This window comes from Mycobacterium colombiense (assembly GCF_003284975.1).
Taxonomy (GTDB): Bacteria; Actinomycetota; Actinomycetes; order Mycobacteriales; family Mycobacteriaceae; genus Mycobacterium; species Mycobacterium europaeum_A.
In genome coordinates this window covers 1-21,027 of sequence record NZ_QMEU01000079.1, presented here as the reverse complement: position 1 = coordinate 21,027, position 21,027 = coordinate 1, and the positions used below count along the sequence as shown (strand labels likewise).

The window sequence follows — 21,027 nt, the reverse complement described above, 5'->3', positions numbered from 1 at the left end:
CGTCGCCGGCCGCGCGGTGTCCGTCATGGCCTTCGTGGTGCTCGGCGGCCGGATCCGCGCGATCGACGTGCTCGCGGATCCGGCCCGCATCGCCAGCCTGGACCTGCGCGTGTTACGCGCGGGTCACTGACCGGCGGCCTGCAACAACTCCATCGCCGACGACCGCGACAGCACCCAGCCGCCCTGATTGACGAACGTGACGTTCTGGGTGACCGGCGACGTCAGCTTCGGGCCGGAGACCGCGACGTCGGCCGTGGCCGAACCGGCAGCGGCCGGCTGGATGTTCGTAACGTCGAACGACAGCGGCAGGTCGCCGTTCTTCGCCGCCTTCTGCAGCTTCTTGTCGGCGACGTGCGCTTCGATCCCGCTGATGCCGCCCTGCACCAGGTTGCTCTTGTTGGCGAACGGGACGCTCGGGTCGGCGAGGCTGGTGAGCACGCCGGTCAGCTGGTCGGGAGTCGGCAGGTCGGCACCCGCGACGGGCTGCGCCGGCGGCGGGTCCTGCGGAAGCGGCGCTCCGACGGTGGCGAGGCGCACCCCGGCGGACAGCGCATTCGGGGTTGCAGCGGAGGCGACGCCGGCGGCAACGCCCCCGACGATTGCCAGGGCTGCCACCCCGGTAGCTATGGTTTTGACGATCTTCATGGTTCCCCCTTCGATGGGCACGAATGTCGGCGCAGTGTTGGTTCGTGACGATGTGGACGGTGTCAGCGTGCCCGTTGCGTCTGATATTTCGTGTCTCGGCACCGATACGTTACGGCCACCCGATGTGCGGGCAACAAGAGAAGACTGTGCGCCGGCTGTGCGAGAACGTCCGCCGCGGGGTTGATACGCCAAACCCCATGCGCCTTATTGCGGGGCGCATGGGGTCGGCGGTGTCGTCGGTGTCTTAATTCGTCGCGGTCGCCGCCTGGATCAGCGCGATCGCCGCGTCGTGCTGCAAGATCCAGTTGCCGCCCTGGTTGACGAACACCAGGTGCTTGTTGACCGGCCCGGCGAACTTCGGGCCGGTGATGCCGACGTCGGCCTGGGCCAGGTTCGGCCCCGCCGGCGCGATGTTCGTCACGTTGAACTGCTCGGGGAAGTTTCCGTTGCGGTAGGCCTTCCTCAGGTCGTGATCGGCCACCATGCCCTCGTTTTGAGGGATGCCGTTTTCGACGAGGTTGTTCTTGTCCCGGTAGTTGACGCCGGGGTCGGTTACCTGAGTGCACAGGTTCGCCAACTGGTCAGCCGTCGGCAACTGCCCCGGCGCTCCCGGCGGCGGGGGCGGAGGCGGCGGCGGATCCTGCGGCAGTGGCGCGCCGACGGCCGCCAACTGCACATGATCCAGACCCATCGGTGCGGCAATGGAAGCCACGCCGGCGGCGGCGCCGCCAATGGCGGTCAGGGCCGCCACGCCCGTGGCAATGGACTTCACGGATTTCACAGGTCCCCCTTCGATGCGCATGGACCGTGGCGGGATTCTGCGGATAGCCGCACACGGTCACACGTCTCCATGGTTGAAGATGGTGTAAGTGTGCCCTGTGACTTCGGAATTTGTGTCTCGGGTCGGTCACGTTACGACGACGCTACGGTCGCGATGTGTGAAAACACGCCAAATGGCCTGTGCCGCAAGTAGGTTTTGGCGCTACAGACACGCGGCCGGTTACTCCGCGGCGAGCGCCTCGATCAAGCTCTTGGGCCGGATGTCCGACCAGTTCTGTTCGACGTATTGCAGGCAGTCCACGCGGCTGGCTTCCCCGAACGCCACCCGCCAGCCCGCCGGCGTGTCGGCGAAGGTCGGCCACAGGCTGTGCTGGTCCTCGTCGTTGACCAGCACCACGAACGTCGCATTCTCGTCGTCAAAGGGGTTGGCGCTCATCGTGTCTCCTTATCACGGGATACTTGGACGGGCTGACGGTGGATCCCAACACCCGATCGGACAGCAGCCCAAGGCAGCTCAGGTTGGGAAACCCGGGCCCCTGGGTGAGCCCTGCCAGGTTCGGCAGGAACAACTTGGGTGTCACGTCTGTGACGGCCAGGTCATAACCTATCGCCTCCTGCAGCCGCTCCGAGGTCAAGGGTCCACCGAGGCCGAGTTCCAGCAGATCAAGCGCGTCCTGACTGAATAACGGTGCGAACCAGAGCGAGTCGGCGCCGGAGCCGTCGATGACGAGATCGAACCCATGTACCGTTTCGAAATTCTCGCTGCCGCGATTCGTGGACAGCGTCAACCGGATCTGCCCCTCCTTGCCGACCGCGTGGGCGACGCGGCCACGCAAGTGGTGGATGCGATCGTCGGCCAGCAACGCCTCCTGCACGTGCGACGAGAAGACCCCACGATCGGTGCGGGCCAGCGCGTCGCGGCGTTCGGCCAGGGTCAGGGCCGGCCAGTTGGTGGGGTCGGAGAACAGCGAGTTCTCGAAGAACCCCTCGCCGCGGGTGAACAACGTGGCCTGCGGGGAGATCACGGTGATGCTCGAAACCCGGTGGCGGAAAAGCTCATAGAGCATCGCCGCGGCCGTCTCGCCACCGCCGATCACCGCCACCCGCTCCGCATTGATCCGGTCGTGATTGGCGGCGCGGTCCCAGAACTGGGCGATCGACAGCATGCGCGGATTGCCGGGCAGCAAGGACTTTTCGGCCTGGCCGGGGCCGGTGATCATCAGGGCATCGGCGTGCACGGTGGTTTCGTGCGTGTGCAGCGCCCAGCGGTCGCCGGTGATCGCCAGTCGTTCGACGTCGCCGTGCACCACATTCATGCCCACGTGGTCCCCGACCCAACTCAGGTACTGGCTCCACCGGCGATGCGTCGGTGCCGGCCTGCCACGATCGATCCACTCGGCGAACGATGCCGTGGCGATCAGATAGGACTGCCAGCTGTAGCGGGTCATCCGCTCGTCGAGTTCGGCGTTGCGGCGCGGCACCAGCGCCGAGCGATAGGGAAACCCGACGTCCTTTTCCGGGCTGGTACCGAGCCGGTGCGCGCCGTCGGTCCATCCGCCGCTGGCCTGCCAGTTCGCCGCGACACCGATCCGCTCCACCGCCACCACGTCGGGAACCTCGACGCCCATCTCGCGCAACGCGAAGGCCTTGGCCGCGACGGCCACCGCCTTGGCGCCCGCCCCCACGATCGCCAGTGTGCTCATTTCACCATCTCCCGCAGTGAGTCAATCCAAAGCTCTTGCAGCGCAGCAATATCAGAGTCATCGAGAATGTCGGGCAACGCGCGCCACTGCGCGGCCAGCACCCGTTCCCCACCAAAGGTCAGCACCATCGCCGCGATGGTGAGCTCATGGCGCACCGCCAGCTCCGGCTCCGGCACCGGCGACGCGCCGGCGAGCAGCTCGCGTTCGAGTCGCAGCCCCGTGCCGCCGTCGGCGTGGGCGGCGCCGAGGTAATTCAGCAGCACTTGCGGGGGCCGGAAGCCGGCGAGGCGCTCGGCGGTGTCGGCCCGCAGGTAGCGCAGCAACCCGTAGTCGAGTCCGTCGCCGGGGATCGCCGCCAGCTGCTCCCCCACCCTGCGCGGGTCGGTCGAGTCCAGCCTCACCGGGTAGATGGAGCTGAGCAGCCCGACGGTGTCGCTGGTGTCGATGGTGTGTGCGCCCGGACCGTCCACCAAACCGTCTGCGCGGCCGTGTGTTTCGAGCGCCAGCAGCGGGGACGGTGTGGGCTGACGGCGCAGTTCGCGCCAGCGGGTCACCGTCGCCGCGGTGGCGGCAATCAGCAGCGTGGGCAACGGCAGACCCGAATCCAGCAGCCGGCGGGTGACGTCGGCGTCGGTGACGGCGTTGCGGACGATCAGATCGCGGGCCCGATCGCGGCCCGGATCCAGCCGCCGGGCACCGAGGTCGGGATCGTCGCCGTCGAGCTGGGACGCCCAGAATTGCGCAGTGTCCAGCCGCTGCGCCCGCGCGATGAGCGCGTCGGCCCAACGGCGATAGCTGGTGTGTTCGCGAACGGGTGCCGGCGAGTGACCGGTGGCCGCGGCCGTCAGCGCGGCGCCGAGTTCACCGAGGATCACTCGCCATGACGCCGGGTCCAGCGCGACGACGTGCACGACCAGTAGCAGGACGCTTTCCCCGGCGGGCGGTCGAAGCCACACCGCGGACAGCAGCGTTCCGCGTTCGGGGTCCAGGCGGTCGACGGCCCCGGCGACGTGGGCCGGTACCGCCGCGGCCAGATCGCCGCTCACCTCGACCTCGTTGAGAGCGTTGCGGATATCGGCGTCCGGGTTGGGTACCAGGGTCAAGGTGGAGCGGTCCACCCGGGTGCGCAGCACCTCGTGGCCCTCGATGATGCTGGCCAGGGCCGCTTCCAGCTGTTCGCGGCGCAGCGTCTCGGGCAATCGGATGGCTTCGGTCTGGGCGAGCCTGCGCGGGTCGCCGTGTTCGTAGAGCCATCGGCCGTTGGGCAGCAACGGCATCGGTCCGGTACCGGTGTCCGCCTGCTGGGCGGCGGCCGTGGTTTCCGAGTCGATCGCTTCGGCCAGTTCGCGAACGTTGCTGCACTCGAGGATGAGCCGGGCGCGCAACGCAATTCCGCGGGCCCGGGCCGCTTGCACCACCGACAACGCCATGATGCTGTCCAGGCCCAGCTGCAAAAAGTCGGCGGTGACGTCGATGCGCGGTTGGCCGAGGAGCTCGGCGAGCAACTCGGCTAGCGCGGATTCCGTGGGCGTCTCGGGCGACGCTGTGCCGGCTTCGGACTCGTCGGCGTCGAATCCGGCCAATGCCGTTTCGTCGAGTTTTCCGTTGGCAGTCAACGGAATCTCGTCGACCACGATGATGCGCTGTGGAACCATGTAGCGCGGTAGCCGGTTGCTGAGCATGCTTCGCAACTCGGCGGCCGTGGGCCCTTCGGTGGCCGGGTCGATCGCGACGTATGCGGTGAGCCGCGTGACGCCTCGGCGTTGCCGTACCAGCACCCCGGCGTGTCGCACGGCCGGATGTGATTCGAGGGCGGACGCGATTTCGCCGGGTTCGACGCGGTGGCCGCGGATCTTCACCTGGGCGTCGGCTCGTCCCACGTATTGCAGTGAGCCGTCGGGCATTCGGCGCACCAGGTCACCGGTGCGATACATCCGTTCTGCCGCCGCGAACGGGTCGGCGACAAAGCGCGCCGCGGTCTCCGGGGCGCGGCCCAGATAGCCGCGGGCCAGCTGGGCACCGCCCAGATACAGTTCGCCCGTCGCCCCGCAGGGCACCGGGCGCAGCGCGGAATCCAGTACGTAGCCGCGGGTGTGCCGGGTTGGTCGTCCGATCGAGGGCTCGTCGTGCGCGGCGATGGTGGCGACCACCGCCTCGACCGTGGTTTCGGTGGGCCCGTAGCAGTTGTACGCCGTCATCGAGGTGGTCTTGCAGGTGTTGCGGATCCGCGCCCAGGCCGCGCTGCCCACCGCCTCGCCGCCCAGCGCCAGCACGGTCAGCGGCGCCTCGGTGAGCAAACCGAACGCCTGCAGCTGGGCAAACATCGACGGGGTGGTGTCGATCATGTCGATGCCGCGCGCCGCGATCAACGCGACGAGCGCCTCGGCATCGGTCTGGGTCCGCTCGTCGACGACATGCACGCCGTGCCCGTCAAGCAGGCCGACCAGCGGCTGCCAGGCGGCGTCGAAGGCGAACGACCATGCGTGGGCGATGCGCAGCGGTCGGCCCAATGTGGCTGCCGCGGGCCGCAATACGCGGTCCAGATGATCGTCGGCATAGGAGCCCACCGCGCCGTGAGTTCCAACGACGCCCTTGGGTTCTCCCGTCGTGCCGGAGGTGAACACGACGTAGGCGGCCTGCGCGGGTGGAACGTCGACGGGGTCGAAGTCGTCGTCGTGCGGTTCGCCGGCCTCGAGCAGCTTTTCGGTCAGCTCGTCATCCAAGACGATCGACGCGCCCGATTGGCGCAGGATCGAGTCGATCCGTTCGGGGGGCATGCCGGGCTCCATCGGCACGCACACACCTCCGGCTTTGAGCACGGCCAAAAGGGCGATGATGTAGTGCGGTCCTCGCGAAAGCTTGAGGGCCACCGGCGTTTCGGACTTGACGCCCTGTCGGGCGAGTCGCGCCGCCAGCCGGGTGGCGTGCCGGTTCAGCTCGCGGTAGCTCAGCGTCCCGCCCGCCCAGCTGACCGCCGGGGCATCCGGCGTCCTTGCCACGACGTCCGCGAAACGGGCGTGAATGCTCAACGCCGACATCGGTTTCGGCGTTGAGATCGCGCCTAGTGGGCCGTCCTCATCGTCGAGCAGAACGCTGACCTCGCGCAGGGGACGCTCCCAGCCTTGCAGCAGTCGCTCGGCGGTGCTCAGCACGCGGCGCCCGAAGGTGGCGGCGGGAACCGCTCCCAGCGCGCCGTCGATCGCTTCGATCAGCACCACCAGCTCACCGCCTTCCATGTGGGCGGCGATGGCGACCGGGAAATGCGACAGGGTCTGCAGGGCGGACGGCCGGAATGTCGCACCACCGGCAGTCAATTCGCCGCCGGCGGTCAGGCCGTCCATCGGAAAGTTCTCGTAGACCAGCAGGGTGTCGAACATCTCCCCGACGCCGCCGAGGGCGCGAAGTTCGGCGTGCCCGAGATAGCTGTGTTCGCGCAGCAGTGCGGCGGCGCGTTGCACGGCGCGGCACTGCTCGCCGGCGGAGGCGGACGGGTCGAGCCGAACCCGCAGCGGCACGGTGTTGATGAACAAGCCGACCATGGTCTCGACGCCGGTCAGTTCGGGGGGACGGCCGGACACCGTGACCCCGAACACCACGTCGTGCGTATCGGTCAGCCGCGACAACACCAGCGCCCATGCCATTTGCATCAGGGTGTTGACGGTGACGCCCCGGGAGCGGGCGTCGTCGACCAACCGCATCGTGGTTTCGGCCGGCAGCCCCAGTCGCGTGGTGCGCGGCAGCCCCGGCTGTTGGCCCTCGGTCGTGTCCATGGATCCCAGCGCGGCGGCGAGCAGGGTCGGGCCCGGCAGCTCCGCCAGGTGTTCGCGCCAGACCCGTTGGCTGGCTTCCGGATCGCGGCTCGCCAGCCAGCCGATGTAGTCGCGGTAGGGCCGCGGGGCGGCGGGCAGCGCCGCCGGATCACCGCCGGCCTGGTACAGCATCATCATCTCGTTGACGAACACCGGCAGCGACCAACCATCGATCACGATGTGATGGGCGGTGAGCACCAAACGCCATTGCCTGCCGGGCAATTCGATCAACAGAAAGCGGATGGCCGGCCCGTGCTCCAGATCGAACGGTCGCCGCCGTTCGCCGGTTTCCAGCGCCGCTACGTCCCCCGGTGCGGCGGCGACGAGCCGCCAGGGCAGCTCGACGCGGGACGGCACGATCTGCACCGGTCGCGGGATCCCCCGGCTGAAGAAGCTGGCCCGCAGATTCGGGTGGCGCACCAACATGTGCTCCGCGCAGTCGCGCAGCAGCGCGACGTCGAGTGCGCCCGAGATGTCCGCGGCGATCCCGATCACGTACGGGTCGTCCGCCTCTTCGCCGTCGGCGAATTCGGCGAGCGTGGTCAGCGAATACAAGCCCTCCTGCAGCGGGCTCAGCGCCATAACGTCCTCGATGTCGGGCGTGACATCGGTCTTGGCCGCCGTCACGTCGTGCCTTGGCGTGACGACGACCAAAGCTGCGTCACGGCGGCCAGGTCCGAGGTCGACAGCCCGGAGGTGCTCATCGGCTCGAAGCGGGTGTCGGCCGCCGGTTCTTGCTGCTCGATGCCGAGTTCCTCGTCGCCCACGGCATCCAGTGCGGCCGCCAGCTGCTGCACCGTCGGATTCTCGAAGATCATCCGCGGGCTCACCGCCAGGCCGGCGGCCCGCGCCCGCGAGGCGAGCTGCACGGACAGGATGCTGTCACCGCCGAGGGCGAAGAAGTCGTCGAAGCGCCCGACCTCGGGGGTGGACAACAGTTCGGCGAATACCTTGGCCAGCGCCCGTTCGGTGTCGGTGCGTGCGGGTTCGGTCTGAGCGCCGGTGCTGACCGCCGGCCGCGGCAGCCCCGGCCGGTTCAGCTTGCCCGATTCGGTTTTGGGCAGGGCGTCGAGCACGGTCAGCGACGACGGCAGCATGTAGCCCGGCAGCGTCGTGGCGATCGCGGCGCGCACGTCCCCCGCGAACGCCGCCTTCTCGGCGTCACCGGAGATCGGCCGTTGCGGCACAACATATCCGGCCAGCGACGTGCCGCCGTGCACCTCCCAGGTGCGAGCCGCCGCGGCAGCGACACCATCGACGGCCGCCAGGGCCGACTCGACCTCGGCCAGCTCGACGCGGAAACCACGCACCTGCACCTGGTGGTCGGAACGCCCGACGAACTCCAGCTGCCCGTCCTCGGTCCACCGGGCCAGGTCGCCGCTGCGGTACAACCGCGAACCCGGCTCGAGTCCATAGGGATTGGCGACAAAACGGGTGGACGTCAGGCCGGGGCGTTTCCAATATCCCCGAGCCAGCTGGTCACCGGAGTAGTACAGCTCGCCCACCACGCCGACGGGCACGGGACGCAACCCATCGTCGAGCAGGTACGCCTGCGCACCCGGAACTGGCCTTCCAACCAGCGGATTCGGCGGGGCCAACGGCCCGCGGGACACCGCTCCGGACGTCTCGGTGGAACCGATGTTGTTCAGCAGCTGGGTGCCGCCGTCACACTCCTCGGCACACACCGACACCAGGCGCGCCAGCAGCGACGCGCTCACCGGCTCGCCGCCGCAGACCAGCCGCGACAGCGAGCGCACGGCGTCCGGCCGGCTGTCCACCAGGGCCGAGACCAGGCTGGGCACCGCGGTGACCTGGGCGACCGAATACCGGTTCATCAAATCCCCGAGGGCCTCCGGGTCACGGTGTTCGGTGTCGTCGGCCAGGATCATGGTGGCGCCGGCCGCCAGGCCGGCCAGCATCTCCATGCCGCCTTCGAGGAAGGTGATCGAGGCCTGCGCCAGACGCACGTCGTCGCTGCGCGGCGGGTAGTGCCGCAGCTGCCAGTCGAGCCGGGCGGCCATCGAACGATGCGTTCCCACTGCCCCTTTCGGCTTGCCGGTGGACCCGGAGGTGAACACCAAATACATCGGGTCATCGGGGTGCGGCGGCCGCGCATTCCATGCCTGCGGATCGACGTCGTCGCTGTTGACCAGGGCGCGTACCTGGGGATCGTCCAGCGAGATCAGCTCGACGCCGGGCATCCGCGGCATGGTGTCGGTCGCTTCGACGGTCGCGATCACGACCGGCGGCGCGACGTCGTCGAGCATGAATTGCTTTCGCGCCAGCGGATAACCGGGATCGATGGGGAAGTACCCCGCGCCGGCCTTCATGATGGCCATCAACGCCACCACCAGCTCGATGCTGCGCCGGGTCGACAATCCGACCAGCGTGCCCGGGCCGACGCCGCTCCTGATGAGCAGGGCGGCCAGATTGTCCGAACTACGGTGCAGCGCACGGTAATCGATGCTGTTGCCGCCGCAGCGCACCGCGATTCGATCGGTTCCCCAGGCGCGAGTGGGTTCCAGCAATTCCGGGATGGTGCGCGGCCGGTCGTGCGGCGGTTGCTCGCCGCGGCTCCAGCCGCGCAGGATGCGGTCTTGCTCGCCGGCGTCGATCAGCTGGACGTCGCGCAAAGTCTGGTCGAGGTCGTCGGCAAACTCGGTGAGCGCCCGGGTCAGCCATCCGGCCAACCGCTCGATGGTGGTCCTGGCGTAGAGCTCGGTGCGGTAGATGAGATTGCAGTTGTAACCGATGTCGCCAGAGCCGTCGGTGCCGAAGAAGTTGACGCTCAGATCCGCGTGCGCCATGTCGAAGATGGGGTCGAGCGAGGTGCACACGGTGTCCTGCTCGCCACTGCCGGCTGCCGCGGTCTCGATGACCCGGGTGGCGGACAGGTGATCCCGCACGTGCACCACGACCTGGAACAGGGGGTTGCGGGACAGCGAGCGCACCGGGCTGACGCTGTCGACGACGCGGTCGAACGGCAGGTCCTGGTGGGCGTAGGCGGCCAGGGCGGTCTCCCGGGCCCGCTTGAGCAGTTCGCGCAACGTCGGGTTGCCGTCCATGTCGTTGCGCAGCACCAGGATGTTGACGAAGAATCCGATCAGCTGGTCCAACTCGGCTTCGGTGCGACCCGCGACCGGGGTGCCCAACGGAATGTCGGTCCCGCCACCGGCTTTGTGCAAGACCACGGCGACGGCCGTTTGCAGCAACATGAATTCGGTGATGCCCAGCTCGCGGCACAGCTCGCCGAGCTTGGCCCGCGTCGCCGCGTCGATGTGGAAGTCGACGGACTCGCCCTCACCGCTGGGCACCGGCTGGCGGGGGAAGTCCGGACGCAGCCCGGTGTCCTCCGGCAGACCGGCCAGTTGCCGGGTCCAGTACTCCCGCTGGTCGGCGGCGATCGCGGATTCCTGCCCGCCGGCGTCGCCCAGGAACGTGCGCTGCCACGCCGCGTAGTCGGCGTACTGCACCCGAAGCGGGGCCCAGGATGGCGCTTCTCCCCCGCGCCGGGCCCGGTAGGCCGTCATCACGTCGGAGAACAGCACGCCCGCCGACCAATGGTCGGACGCGATGTGGTGCACGACCAGCGACAGCACGTGTTCCGTGGTTTTCTCGGTGCGCAGCACCGCGACCCGGATCGGCAATTCGGCGTCCAGCTCGAAGCAATGGCACCGTTCGATGTCGAGCTGCTGCTGCAGCCAGGCGTCGTCGGGCCCCTCCTCGCGGCGCACCGGAACCTCGACATTGGCCGGACCCACCACCTGATAGGGCACGCCGTCCAGCTCGACGTAGCTGGTGCGCAGGATCTCGTGCCGGGCAACGACATCACCGACGGCAGCGATCAGCGCATCGATGTCCCACGGCCCGGTCAGTTTCGCCGCGAAGGGAATGTTGTTGACCCGACTGGGACCGTCCACGCGGTAGGCGAACCAGCTGCGCAGCTGGGACGCCGAGAGCGGCATGGGCTCGTCGTGTGCGGTGGTGATCAGCCTGGGCCGCGACGGCGTCAGCTCGCCGGCACTCAGCTGGTCGATCCGCTCGGCCAACGCCCCGACCGTGGCGAGTTCGAACACGTCGCGGATGCCGATCTCCACACCACACTCGGCGCGGATCGCGGTCACCAGTTTGGTGGCGACCAGCGAGTGGCCGCCCAGATCGAAGAAAGAGTCGTCGACGCCCACCCGGTCGTGACCGAGCAGTCCCGAAAACAGTTGCGCGATGCGCTGTTCGGTGGGTGTTGTCGGGTCGCGGTATTCGGTGGCGGCCGCGATCTGTGGTTGCGGCAGCGCGGCGCGGTCGATCTTCTGATGCGCGGTGATCGGAATCTGGTCGAGCACCACGTAGGCGGCCGGGGTCATGTAGTCCGGCAGCGCGGCGGCCACCCGGGCGCGGATGCGCTCGACGTCAACCGATTCCGTGCCGGCGCCCTGGGCCGGCGTCACGTATCCCACCAGGCTCTTGCCCAGCTGGGGCAGGTCCATGGCCAACACGACCGCTTGTCCGACGCTGGGGTCCACCGAGATCGCGGCCGCGATTTCGCCCAACTCGATGCGGAAACCGCGGATCTTCACCTGCTCGTCGGCGCGGCCGACGAACTCGATGTCACCGTGGACGTTGCGGCGGGCTAGGTCTCCGGAGCGGTACATCCGCCCGCCGGGCGTGAACGGGTCGGCGACGAAGCGCTCGGCCGTCAACTGGGGCCTGCGATGGTATCCGTGCGCGACATGCGTTCCGGCGATGTAGATCTCACCGATCACGCCGACGGGAACCGGCTGCAGGGCATTGTCGAGCAGATATACCTGGGTGTTGATCTTGGGTCGGCCGATCGGCACCACCCGGGTGCCCTGGGTGCCTTCCACCGGGTAGCTGGTGCAGTTCACCACGGTCTCGGTCGGCCCGTAAAAGTTGTACAGCGACGCGTCGAAGGTGGCGTGGAACTTGTCGGCGATCTCACCGGGCAGGGCCTCGCCGCCGATCGGCACGCGCCGCAGCGTCCGCCACTGGCTGACGCCGGGCAGGGACAGGAAGAGCCCCAGCAACGACGGCACGAAGTGCATGGAGGTGATGCCTTCGCGGGCCAAAAGATCGGTGAGATAGCCGATGTCGCGCAGCCCGTCAGGCCGCGGAATCACCAGGCGGGCCCCCATGATCAACGTGCCGAAGATCTCGCCCATCGACACGTCAAAGCTGGGCGAGGCGACCTGCAGCAGCCGGTCGGTGTCGTCGATGCGGTATTCGTCGCCGAACCAGACGAAGTACTCGGCGATGGGCGCGTGCGGCACCGGCACACCCTTGGGCAGCCCGGTGGAACCTGAGGTGTAGATCAGGTAGGCGGTGTTTTGCGGGCTCAGCGGGCGGATCAACTCCGCGGGCGCGGTGCCCGGATAGCGCGCGGTGTCGGAAACCGGTTCGCGCAGTACCAGTTTGGCGTCCGCGTCGTCGAGAATGAAGCTCAGCCGGTCCTCCGGATAGGTGGGATCCACCGGCAGATAGACCCCGCCCGCCTTGAGCACCCCGAGCGCGGTGATGACCAATTCGGGAGACTTGTCCAGCAGCACCGCGACGCGGTCCTCGGTGCCGATCCCCTGCTCGATCAGCCAGTGCGCCAACCGGTTCGACTCTTCGTCGATCTCTCGGTAGGAGTAGGCACGCCCCTCGTAGACGACCGCAACGGCATCGGGCGTCAAACCCGCCCGGCGGCTGACCAGCTCGGGCAACGTGCTGGCCGGTGTGACGAACTCTTCGCCGGTCGACACCGCGCGCAGCCACTCGGCGTCTTCGGCGCCCATCAGCGCACACGCCGACAGCTTCACGTTGGGGTCGGACAGCAGGCCATCCAGCAAGGCGGCGTAGTGGCGCAGCAATTGCTCGACCAATTGCTGGTCCATCACCTCGACGAGGTACTCCGCCTCGATCACGCCACCGCCGGTGCCGTCGGGCGTCCGGTCCAGCTCGACCATCAGGCTCAACGGCAATTGGTTGAAATGGCCGCGCAATTCGCCGCGTTCGCAACGCACGCCCGGCGGGCAGAAGCCGGGGCCATCGGGCTCCCGCTGCCCGAAGCTCACCCGGGTCATCCGGTCGGCGCCATGCCGGCGATCGGGATTCGACTCGCGGACCAGCCAATCCAGGTCGGCGCGCGAATGAGCAAAGGCGCCCACCGCGCCGTCACGAGTTTGGCTCAGCAGCTCACGGAACGTCTGGTGTGACTGCGGGCGCAGCCGGATCACCACCGTGTTGCCGTAATAGCCGATGACATCCTCGGTGCCCACGCCGCGGTTGAGCACCGGGGCGGCCACCAGGAAGTCGGTCGACTGGGTGTAGCGGTGCACCAGGGCGGCGAAAGCCGCCATCAAAACCATGTACGGGGTGGCACCAGTCTCGCGGGCCAACGCGGCGGCCCGGTCGACGGTGTCGGGCGACAATTGCGCGACCGCGCGCTGCGCGCGCCAGGTCGTGGGCACGACCGAACCGTTGGGCCCGGGAAGCTCGAGTGGCTCCGGAAGGTCGGCCATCAGCGGGCGCCAGTAGTCCAGATCCGCCTGACGAACGGCGGCCGCATCCACCGAAATGCCCGGGCGGACCTGCCCATCGGCGAAGGCATCGGGGTCGGTGTAGGCGCGCGTCAGATCCGCGAAGAACGGTGCCCACGAGCCGTCGTCCCAGGCGATGTGATGCGCGGTGATCAGCAGCATCAGCTCGTCGTCGGCCAGGCGCGCCACCGTGACCCGCAGTGGCGAATCCTTGCTCAGGTCGAATGGGCGGCGAAAGTCGCGCTGCGCCAATACGTCCAACCGCAGCCGGCGCGCCTGGTCGGTCAACCCGGCCAGGTCGTGTTCGGCCCACTCGGGCCGCAGGTCCTCGCGAATCACCGGATGCGGATCGCCCTCGGCGTCGCTGGCATAGGTCGTGTGCAGCACCGGGTGTCGCGCGGCGACGGCGTCGACCGCACGATGCAACTGTGCGGTGTCGACGGTGCCGGACAGGCGGTAGGAGACGCAGATGTTGAGCAGCGCGCTGTCAGGGTCGACGGACTGCACGAACCACATCCGGTGCTGGCCGACCGACATGCGTGGCCCGTCGTCGGCCGACGCTGGCGCCGCGCCCGCCGTCCTGGCCAGGCCGCGTTCGGTCAGCTTGCGGCGCAGTAGTTCCAGGCGTTCGTCGTCGAGCCGGGTGCTGACGCCGGTGGTGTTAGTCACGCTAGGAGTCCAACCTTTCTAGCATCGCGAGCGTTGAGTGGTGCGCACCGCTGGCGGCGCCGGCGCGCTCGAATGACGGCTTCGCCGCGGGCGCGCCGGTCGCGTCGGCACGCAGCGCGTCGATCAGCTCCGTGACCGTGATGCCGCCGAGCATGCGGGACACCGGAACCGAGTTCCCCACGGTCCGGCGCAGCCTTTTGCGTAAATCGAGTGCGAGCAAGGAGTCCACACCCAGGTCGATCAGCGAGGCGCCCGGGTCGATCGACAGCGAATCACCCAGGTGCAGCGTCGCCGCCAGTTCGGCCCGCACGATGTCGGCGAGCGGCTTCTGAGTCGCGGTGTCGCTTTCCTCGCCCTCGCCGGTGCGTGCATCGCTGAAGGGCATTGGCATGCCCTGACTTTCGAAGAACACCGCAAGCCGCTCGAAGTCGGCGTCGAAGATCAGCGGATCGCCGTCGTAGCGGTACAGGCTGGCCTCGATTGCCCGCTGCGGATCCATGGCCACCAGACCGGAACGCTCGGTGCGCGTGATCTCGGTGCCCACCACGACCCCGGCGCCCTGCCACAAGCCCCAGCGGATCGCCGTGCAGTCGCGGCCGGCGGCGCGCAACTGCGCGGCCAACACGTCGAGCATCCGGTTGGATGCCGCGTAGGCCGCGTGGTGGTGCCCGCCCCAGACCCCGAATACCGACGAGCAGGCAAGGATCCGGCAGTCCGGGCGCAGCGGCCACACGTCGGCCAGCAAGGCCAGTCCGCGGACCTTGGCCGCGCACACCGCCGCAACGTCAGCGCCGCTGAGGTCCGATTGTGAGCGGGCCTGCGCGATGCCCGCGGTATGGATCAGCAGTGACGCGCCCGAACCCGCATATTCGGCGGCGACGGCGGCCAGGGCGTCCCGATCGGTGATATCGCATTGGGGGGCAGAAACTTTGGCGTCATACTGGGCGACGAGCTCGCGCAGCATCGTCTGATCAACACCGTGGCGGCTCAGCAGGGTGACGGTCCGGGCGCCGCGTTCCAGGCAATACCGCGCGTACTGCAGGCCGATGGCTCCGCTGCCGCCGGTGATCACCACGTTGTCCAACGCGGCGGTATCGAGCGGGCGCGGGGTTGCCGATTGGCGGCACGCACGGAACGTGCGGACGTGGCGTCGCGGCGATCCGGCGCCGCGCACGGCGACCTCGGCCGCCTCACCCAACAGCACGTCGATGGCGAGCCCCGCCGTTGCGGGGTCGGGATCGCGGTGTTCGAGGTCCAGGTGTCCGAAAGCCTGGTCCGGGAATTCGAAGCCGATGCTGCGATGCATCGCCGCCAGCGCCGCCTGTGCGGGAGACACATTGGCGTCATCGCGGTCGACGTGTTCGGCACCGGCGGTGAGCAACCAGACGGCCCGGCACCGGGGGCCGATGAGCGCGGGGTAATCGGGTAGGCCGACGTCGGGCCGGTCTGCGATCCGCTCGATTGCGGAGGCGGGGTCGAGGGGGTCGAGTTCCGGGGCGGCGATCACGAGAATTTGCGCCTCATCCGGTGGCACTGCTCGGCAACCACCATGCGCGGCAATGGTTTCGAGCAGCCGCTGCGCCAGGGTGCCTGCACCGACGAAGGCGATGTCGAGGCTGCTTGCACTGGGTGCGTCGGGCCTCGCGGCCGGCTGCCAGTCCTCGACGGCAACGGTGAGCGCCGGCGCCGCTTCAGTCACCCGCTGCGGCGCCGCCCACAGGTGCACCGCACGCATCGGCGCGTTGGGGAAACCGCGCAGCGCGGGGCGGTCGGCCGCCGGGATCGCGTCGGCCCACCGGCAGCCGGGGTCGGCGGTCGCGAGTGCGGTGATGCTCGCCGACAACGAATCGGTGATGGATCGATCGCGATGACCCGAGCCGACGATGACGGCCGAGTCGTCGTCGACGATGTCGCCCAGCGGGTACAGCAAGGACGGGTGCGCCGAGAGCTCCACGAACGCGTCGGCCCCACAACCGCGGGCATGTTGCACGGCCAGGTCGAATCGTACGGTACCGCAGAGGTTTTCATACCAATAACCGGAGAAGTCGGTCGCCTCCCCCAGCTCGGTCCCCAGCGTGGATCCGATGAACCGCACCGGGGCATCCCGGAGGGTCGACTTCGGTGTCAGCTCCGCCAGGCTCGAACGCAATGGTCGGAGCGCACTGGTGTGTCCTGGATAGTCGACGGACAGTTGCTGGCTGAAGATGCCGCGCTGTTGGGCCAGCGCGACCGCGGCGGCCACCGCGTCGCGATCACCGGCGACCACGGTCGACGACGGGCCGTTGACCGCCGAAACTTCCAGCCAGCCCGGCGTTTCCGCGAGCAACGACTCCGCGATGTCGAGCCCGGTGCCCAGCACCGCCATCGCGTAGTGGCCGGTGAGCTGGTCGACCACGCTCGCGCGAGCAACCACCAAGGCGACCGCGTCGGGCAGCGCTATCGCCTCCGCTACATAGGCCGCCGCCACCTCACCGAGGCTGTGACCGATGGTGATGTCGGGCACGACCCCGCGGGACCGCCATGCCTCGGCCAGGCTCACCGCGTGGGTAAATTGCGCGCCCTGGATCTCGGGGCGCGACCAGTTGCGCTGTTCGTCGCCCACGAGGTACGGCAGTGGAGAAGCAAATCCGGCGGAAGCGAATGCTTGCGCGCACCGGTCGGCGGCCTCGCGGTAGGCCGGTAACCGTTGGTAGGCGCCGGCTCCCATCGCCTGCCATTGATTGCCCTGGCCGGGAAACACGAACGCGACCCGCGGCGGTGTCGTCCTCGCGGAGTACGAGACCAGCTCGTGCTCCTCGCCGTTGGCGATCGCGGACAGACCCGCGACGAGCTCGGTGCTGTCTGCCGCGCGCACCACCGCGCGGTGCCGTCGCAGCCTCCGCAACCGCAGCAGGGTGGAGGCGACCGCGGCGGTCAGACCCGCCGAGTCGGGCACGCGGCTCAGGTAATCGGCGATCGCGGCGGCATCGCGGCGGATCAGCTCTGGGTCATGGGAGCTCAGCAGCACCGGGATACGCTCGTCCGGCAGGCCATGGGTGAGCATCATGCGACCTCGGGGACGGAGACGATCAGATGCGCGTTGGTGCCGGCGATGCCGAACGCGGACGCCGCGGCGGTGCGCCGCCCGTCGACGGCCGGCCACGGTGTCAAGGTCTGGGCCAACCGCAGTCCTTGCTTGTCCCATTCGATTTCGGGGCTGGCGTCGCCGGCGTGCAGGGTAGGTGGGACGGCGCCATGCTCGGCGGAGACCAGCACCTTGGCCAGACCCAGCGCGCCGGCGGCGGCCAACGAGTGGCCGACGTTGGATTTCACCGAACCCAGCAATGCTCCGGCGCCGGGCTCGGTGTCGCCGTAGGTCTGGGCCAGTGAGCGCAACTCGGTTCGGTCGCCCAGGCGGGTCCCCGTACCGTGCCCCTCGATCATCCCCACCTCGGCGGGCTTGATCCCGGCCTGGCCGATGGCGCGCTGGAACAGCCGGACCTGGGCCTCGCCGCTGGGCGCGCTCAGACCGGCGCTGCGCCCGTCCTGATTCATGGCGGTGGCCCGCACCTCGGCGACGATCCGCCGGCCAGCACGCAGCGCGGCCGATTTGCGTTGCAGCACAAACATCGCCGCGCCCTCGGCCCACACTGTTCCGCTGGCCTGCGCGCTATAGGGGCGACAGTATCCGTCGTCGGAGAGCGCGTGTTGCTTGGAGAACTCGACGAAAAACCCCGGGGAGCCCAGCACGTTGACCCCGCCCGCGATGGCCAGATCGCAGTCGTCGTTCTGGAGCGAGCGCACCGCCACGTGGAAGGCCACCAGCGCGGACGCGCACGAGGAATCCAAGGTCAGCGCCGGCCCGGCCAACCCCAGCGTGTAGGCGATGCGACCCGAGATCACGCTGAGCGCGGTCCCGGCGAGCAGATGACCGCTGTGTTCGGAGAATTGGGCCATGTCGGGTCCGTACCCGGTGGCCGAGGCGCCGACGAAGCAGCCCACATCGTGACCGGCCAGGTCGTCGGGATTGATGCCGCTGTTCTCGCACGCCCGCCAGGCCACCCGAAGCGCCACCCGCTGCTGCGGATCCATCACGACGGCCTCGCGGGGCGAGATTCCGAAGAACTCCGGATCGAATGTGGTGGCCCCGGTGAGGAATCCGCCGCGGTCATGGATCTCTTTGAAGCCGCTGCGCCGCGAGCCGGCGAGCAGTTCTGGCACCGCCCAACCGCGGTCGGTGGGAAACGGGCCCAGCGCCTCACGGCCGTGTGCCAGCAGATCCCAGTAGGCCTCGGCGGTTTCGATGCCCCCGGGTGCCTCCACGCCCATTCCCACGATCACGACCGGGTCGGCATGTTCGGCGTCCAGGACCGAGCCGAACCCCTCGTCAGACATTGGTGTCACCCGGCATTCACCTGCGCGGCGATCGCTTGGACGTGGTCGTAGACGTAGAAGTGCCCGCCGTCGTACAACGACAAGGCGAAGGATCCGGCGGTGTGCCTTTCCCACTGCCGCAGCACGCCGGTGGCGATGCGGTGGTCGTCATGGCCGCCCAGCACGTGAATGTCGGCCCCGATGCGGACGTCGGGGCTGGGGTCGTAGCCGTTGAAGGCCTGATAGTCGGCGCGCACCGCGGTGGTCAGCAGTTCGGAGAACTCTTCGTCGGCAAGCAGTTCCGGGTCGGTACCGCCCAGATCGGCGATATCGGCCAACAGCCCGTCGTCACTGGTCGGCAGTTCGGGCATGTCGGCGACGACGCACGGTGGCGGGCCGGCCGACACCCACAGCTTTTGCACGGCGGCGCCGCGCGTCTCGGCGACCCGGGCGAACTCGAAGGCGACGACGGCACCCATGCTGTGCCCGAACAACTTCAGCGGCGCGACGCTGGACCACGGTGCCGCTTGGAAGAGGCTGGCGGCCAGGTCGTGCACGTTGTCGTGGCCGGGCTCGCTGAGGCGGTCGGCGCGTTGCGGGTACTGCACGATGTAGGTGTCGCCGCCGGCGGCCAGCGCCGCCGCCAGCACCCGATAGCTTGCGGCGGCCGCGCCGGCGTGCGGAAACACCACGGTGGCTCCGGTGGACGACCCGTTGTTGCGGCCCGGGGTCAGTTTGATCCAGGACGGGAACGTGGCAGACACGGTGATCAGGTTATTCAATGTCATTGCGCAATCGACGATTTCGCGGGTTGCTGAGAGGCCGTCAGAACCGATTCGGCGTCCATGCCGATAACCTCCAGGTAGAGCTCGGCGACCTGGTCGAGCCGGCCGGGGTCGTCCTCGCCGGCAGTGAGCACCGCGGCCAGCGTCGACACGGTTCGATTGGCGAAGATGTCGGCCACCATGACGTCCGGCGCATCCAGCCAGGCCCGAATCCTCGCCACCGCCTGGGTGGCGAGCACCGAATCGCCGCCGAGGGCGAAGAAGTCGTCGTCGACCCCGATGTTTTCCCGGCCGAGCAGCTCGCCGACAATCAGGGCCAGCGCGGTTTCCAATGGCGTCGACGGCTCCCGGTGGCCCGGCCGCTGCGATTGCGCTACAGCGGTTTCCAACTCGCGTGCGACGGCGCGGCGGTCGAGCTTTCCGGCGTCGGTGAACCCGATCCGCTCCACCACCGCGAGGTGGCGGGGGACCATGTGTGCGGGCACGATGTCAGCGAGACGCTGCCGGATTCGCTCGGCGGTCAGGGCGGCATCGTCGGTGCACACATGGGCGGCCAGCACGTCGGATTCGCCGGACGCCGCGATCAGGGCGGCCACCGCCGTACGCACCCCGGTGACGCGCCGCAGCGCGGTCTCGACCTCGCCCAACTCGACGCGATAGCCGCTGATCTTGACCCGGTGGTCGGCGCGGCCCACGAATTCGAGGGTGCCGTCCGGCCAGTACCGCACCAAATCACCGGTGCGGTACCAAATTCGGCCGTCGTGCTCGACGAAGCGTTCGGCGGTGAGATCGGGACGCCCACGGTAGCCGCGCGCGATGCCGCGCCCGGACACCCAGTATTCGCCGGGCACCCAGTCCGGGCAGTCGGCCCCGGTGTCGTCGACGACACGGCAGGCGTTGTTGGGCAGCGGGACGCCGAACGGCAAGGCCGTCCAATCCTCCGGAATCGCTTCGGTCACCTCGAAAATGCTGTTGTGCACCGGGGTTTCGGTCGCACCGCCGAGGCCCGCGAAGCGCAGGCCGGGCGCTTCGGCCTGGAGGCGGCGCACCACCTCGGGCCGCACCCAGTCGCCGCCGGTGGGGATCACCCGCACCGAGGACAGGCGCCCGCGGCCGACTTCGACGAGCATCTCCAGCCAACCGGGCATGAAGTGGAGCACGGTGACCTGGTGGGTCTCGATGAGCCGGGCCCAGGCGTCGGGATCACGTCGCTGCGCCTCGTCGACCACCACGAGGGAACCGCCCGTGCGCAAGGTGACGAAGACGTCCATCACCGAGATGTCGCCCTCCAGGGTCGACAGGGCCAGGCATCGATCCGCGGGGCCGATCTCGAAGTGGCGGCCGATGAATTCCACGGTGTTCATCGCCGCGTCGTGGGTGACCTCGACGCCCTTGGGCTCGCCGGTGGAGCCCGACGTGAACAACACGTATGCGAGCGCGGCGGGATCGATTCTCGCTGAGGTAATCTCGGCGCTCGCAGGGGCGTCGCGAAGGATATCGGCCAGCACGAGTTCCGGCACCGGCACGGACAGCGGTCGTCCGCCGCAGACGAGGGCCAGCCTCACCGCGCCGGTTTCGAGGATGCGCTCGGCGCGATCGCGCGGCTGGTCGGCGCCGATCGGCAGGTAGACGGCACCGACGGACAGGATGCCCAGCAAGGCCGGAATCTGCTCGGCGGTTTTGGGCCCCATGATCGCGATGGTCTCGCCGGTGGCCACCCCGGCGGCGCGCAGCGCCGCGGCCACCG

10 protein-coding genes and 1 pseudogene are annotated in these 21,027 nt (G+C 68.9%); 1 reads left to right on the top strand and 10 read right to left on the bottom strand.

Going from position 1 to position 21,027, the window contains the following annotated elements:
- Nucleotides 1-130: pseudogene (locus DQP58_RS27225) on the top strand (RNA polymerase subunit sigma-70); the annotation flags it as partial.
- On the opposite strand, the gene DQP58_RS19910 reads toward DQP58_RS27225, so the two are convergent.
- The 10 genes from DQP58_RS19910 to DQP58_RS19865 form a co-directional block, all read right to left on the bottom strand.
- A complete protein-coding gene (locus tag DQP58_RS19910) occupies nucleotides 124-645 on the bottom strand; it encodes a hypothetical protein (RefSeq protein ID WP_112709951.1) in 522 nt (173 codons plus the stop codon). The pseudogene DQP58_RS27225 and the gene DQP58_RS19910 overlap by 7 nt on opposite strands.
- Nucleotides 646-889: 244 nt before the next feature.
- Nucleotides 890-1,426, bottom strand: a complete 537-nt coding sequence (locus DQP58_RS19905) for a hypothetical protein (RefSeq protein ID WP_112709950.1) — start codon at nucleotides 1,424-1,426, stop codon at nucleotides 890-892.
- A gap of 219 nt (nucleotides 1,427-1,645) precedes the next feature.
- Nucleotides 1,646-1,861, bottom strand: coding sequence for an MbtH family protein (locus tag DQP58_RS19900; RefSeq protein ID WP_112709949.1), 216 nt, complete (start codon nucleotides 1,859-1,861; stop codon nucleotides 1,646-1,648).
- The gene (mbtG, locus tag DQP58_RS19895; RefSeq protein ID WP_112709948.1) at nucleotides 1,842-3,128 is read right to left on the bottom strand and encodes an NADPH-dependent L-lysine N(6)-monooxygenase MbtG; all 1,287 of its coding nucleotides are present in this window, start codon (nucleotides 3,126-3,128) and stop codon (nucleotides 1,842-1,844) included. The genes DQP58_RS19900 and mbtG overlap by 20 nt, the downstream gene beginning before the upstream one ends.
- Nucleotides 3,125-7,564: a non-ribosomal peptide synthetase gene (locus DQP58_RS19890; protein ID WP_112709947.1), complete on the bottom strand. Its 4,440-nt coding sequence runs from the start codon at nucleotides 7,562-7,564 to the stop codon at nucleotides 3,125-3,127. Before DQP58_RS19890 ends, mbtG begins: the two co-directional genes overlap by 4 nt.
- Nucleotides 7,561-14,142 (bottom strand): non-ribosomal peptide synthetase, encoded by a 6,582-nt coding sequence (locus DQP58_RS19885; protein ID WP_112709946.1) that lies wholly within the window; start codon nucleotides 14,140-14,142, stop codon nucleotides 7,561-7,563. The genes DQP58_RS19890 and DQP58_RS19885 overlap by 4 nt, the downstream gene beginning before the upstream one ends.
- A gap of 1 nt (nucleotide 14,143) precedes the next feature.
- Complete coding sequence (gene mbtD / locus DQP58_RS19880; protein WP_112709952.1) at nucleotides 14,144-17,185, bottom strand: mycobactin polyketide synthase MbtD; 3,042 nt, start codon at nucleotides 17,183-17,185, stop codon at nucleotides 14,144-14,146.
- Nucleotides 17,185-18,525 carry a polyketide synthase gene (locus DQP58_RS19875; RefSeq protein ID WP_430916324.1) on the bottom strand — a complete coding sequence of 447 codons (1,341 nt, stop codon included), beginning with the start codon at nucleotides 18,523-18,525 and terminating at the stop codon, nucleotides 17,185-17,187. Before DQP58_RS19875 ends, mbtD begins: the two co-directional genes overlap by 1 nt.
- Nucleotides 18,522-19,283: a thioesterase II family protein gene (locus DQP58_RS19870; RefSeq protein WP_112709944.1), complete on the bottom strand. Its 762-nt coding sequence runs from the start codon at nucleotides 19,281-19,283 to the stop codon at nucleotides 18,522-18,524. Before DQP58_RS19870 ends, DQP58_RS19875 begins: the two co-directional genes overlap by 4 nt.
- Nucleotides 19,280-21,027 (bottom strand): non-ribosomal peptide synthetase (locus DQP58_RS19865; protein ID WP_114149360.1); only part of this gene is annotated, 1,748 nt, incomplete at its 5' end. The genes DQP58_RS19870 and DQP58_RS19865, both read right to left, overlap by 4 nt.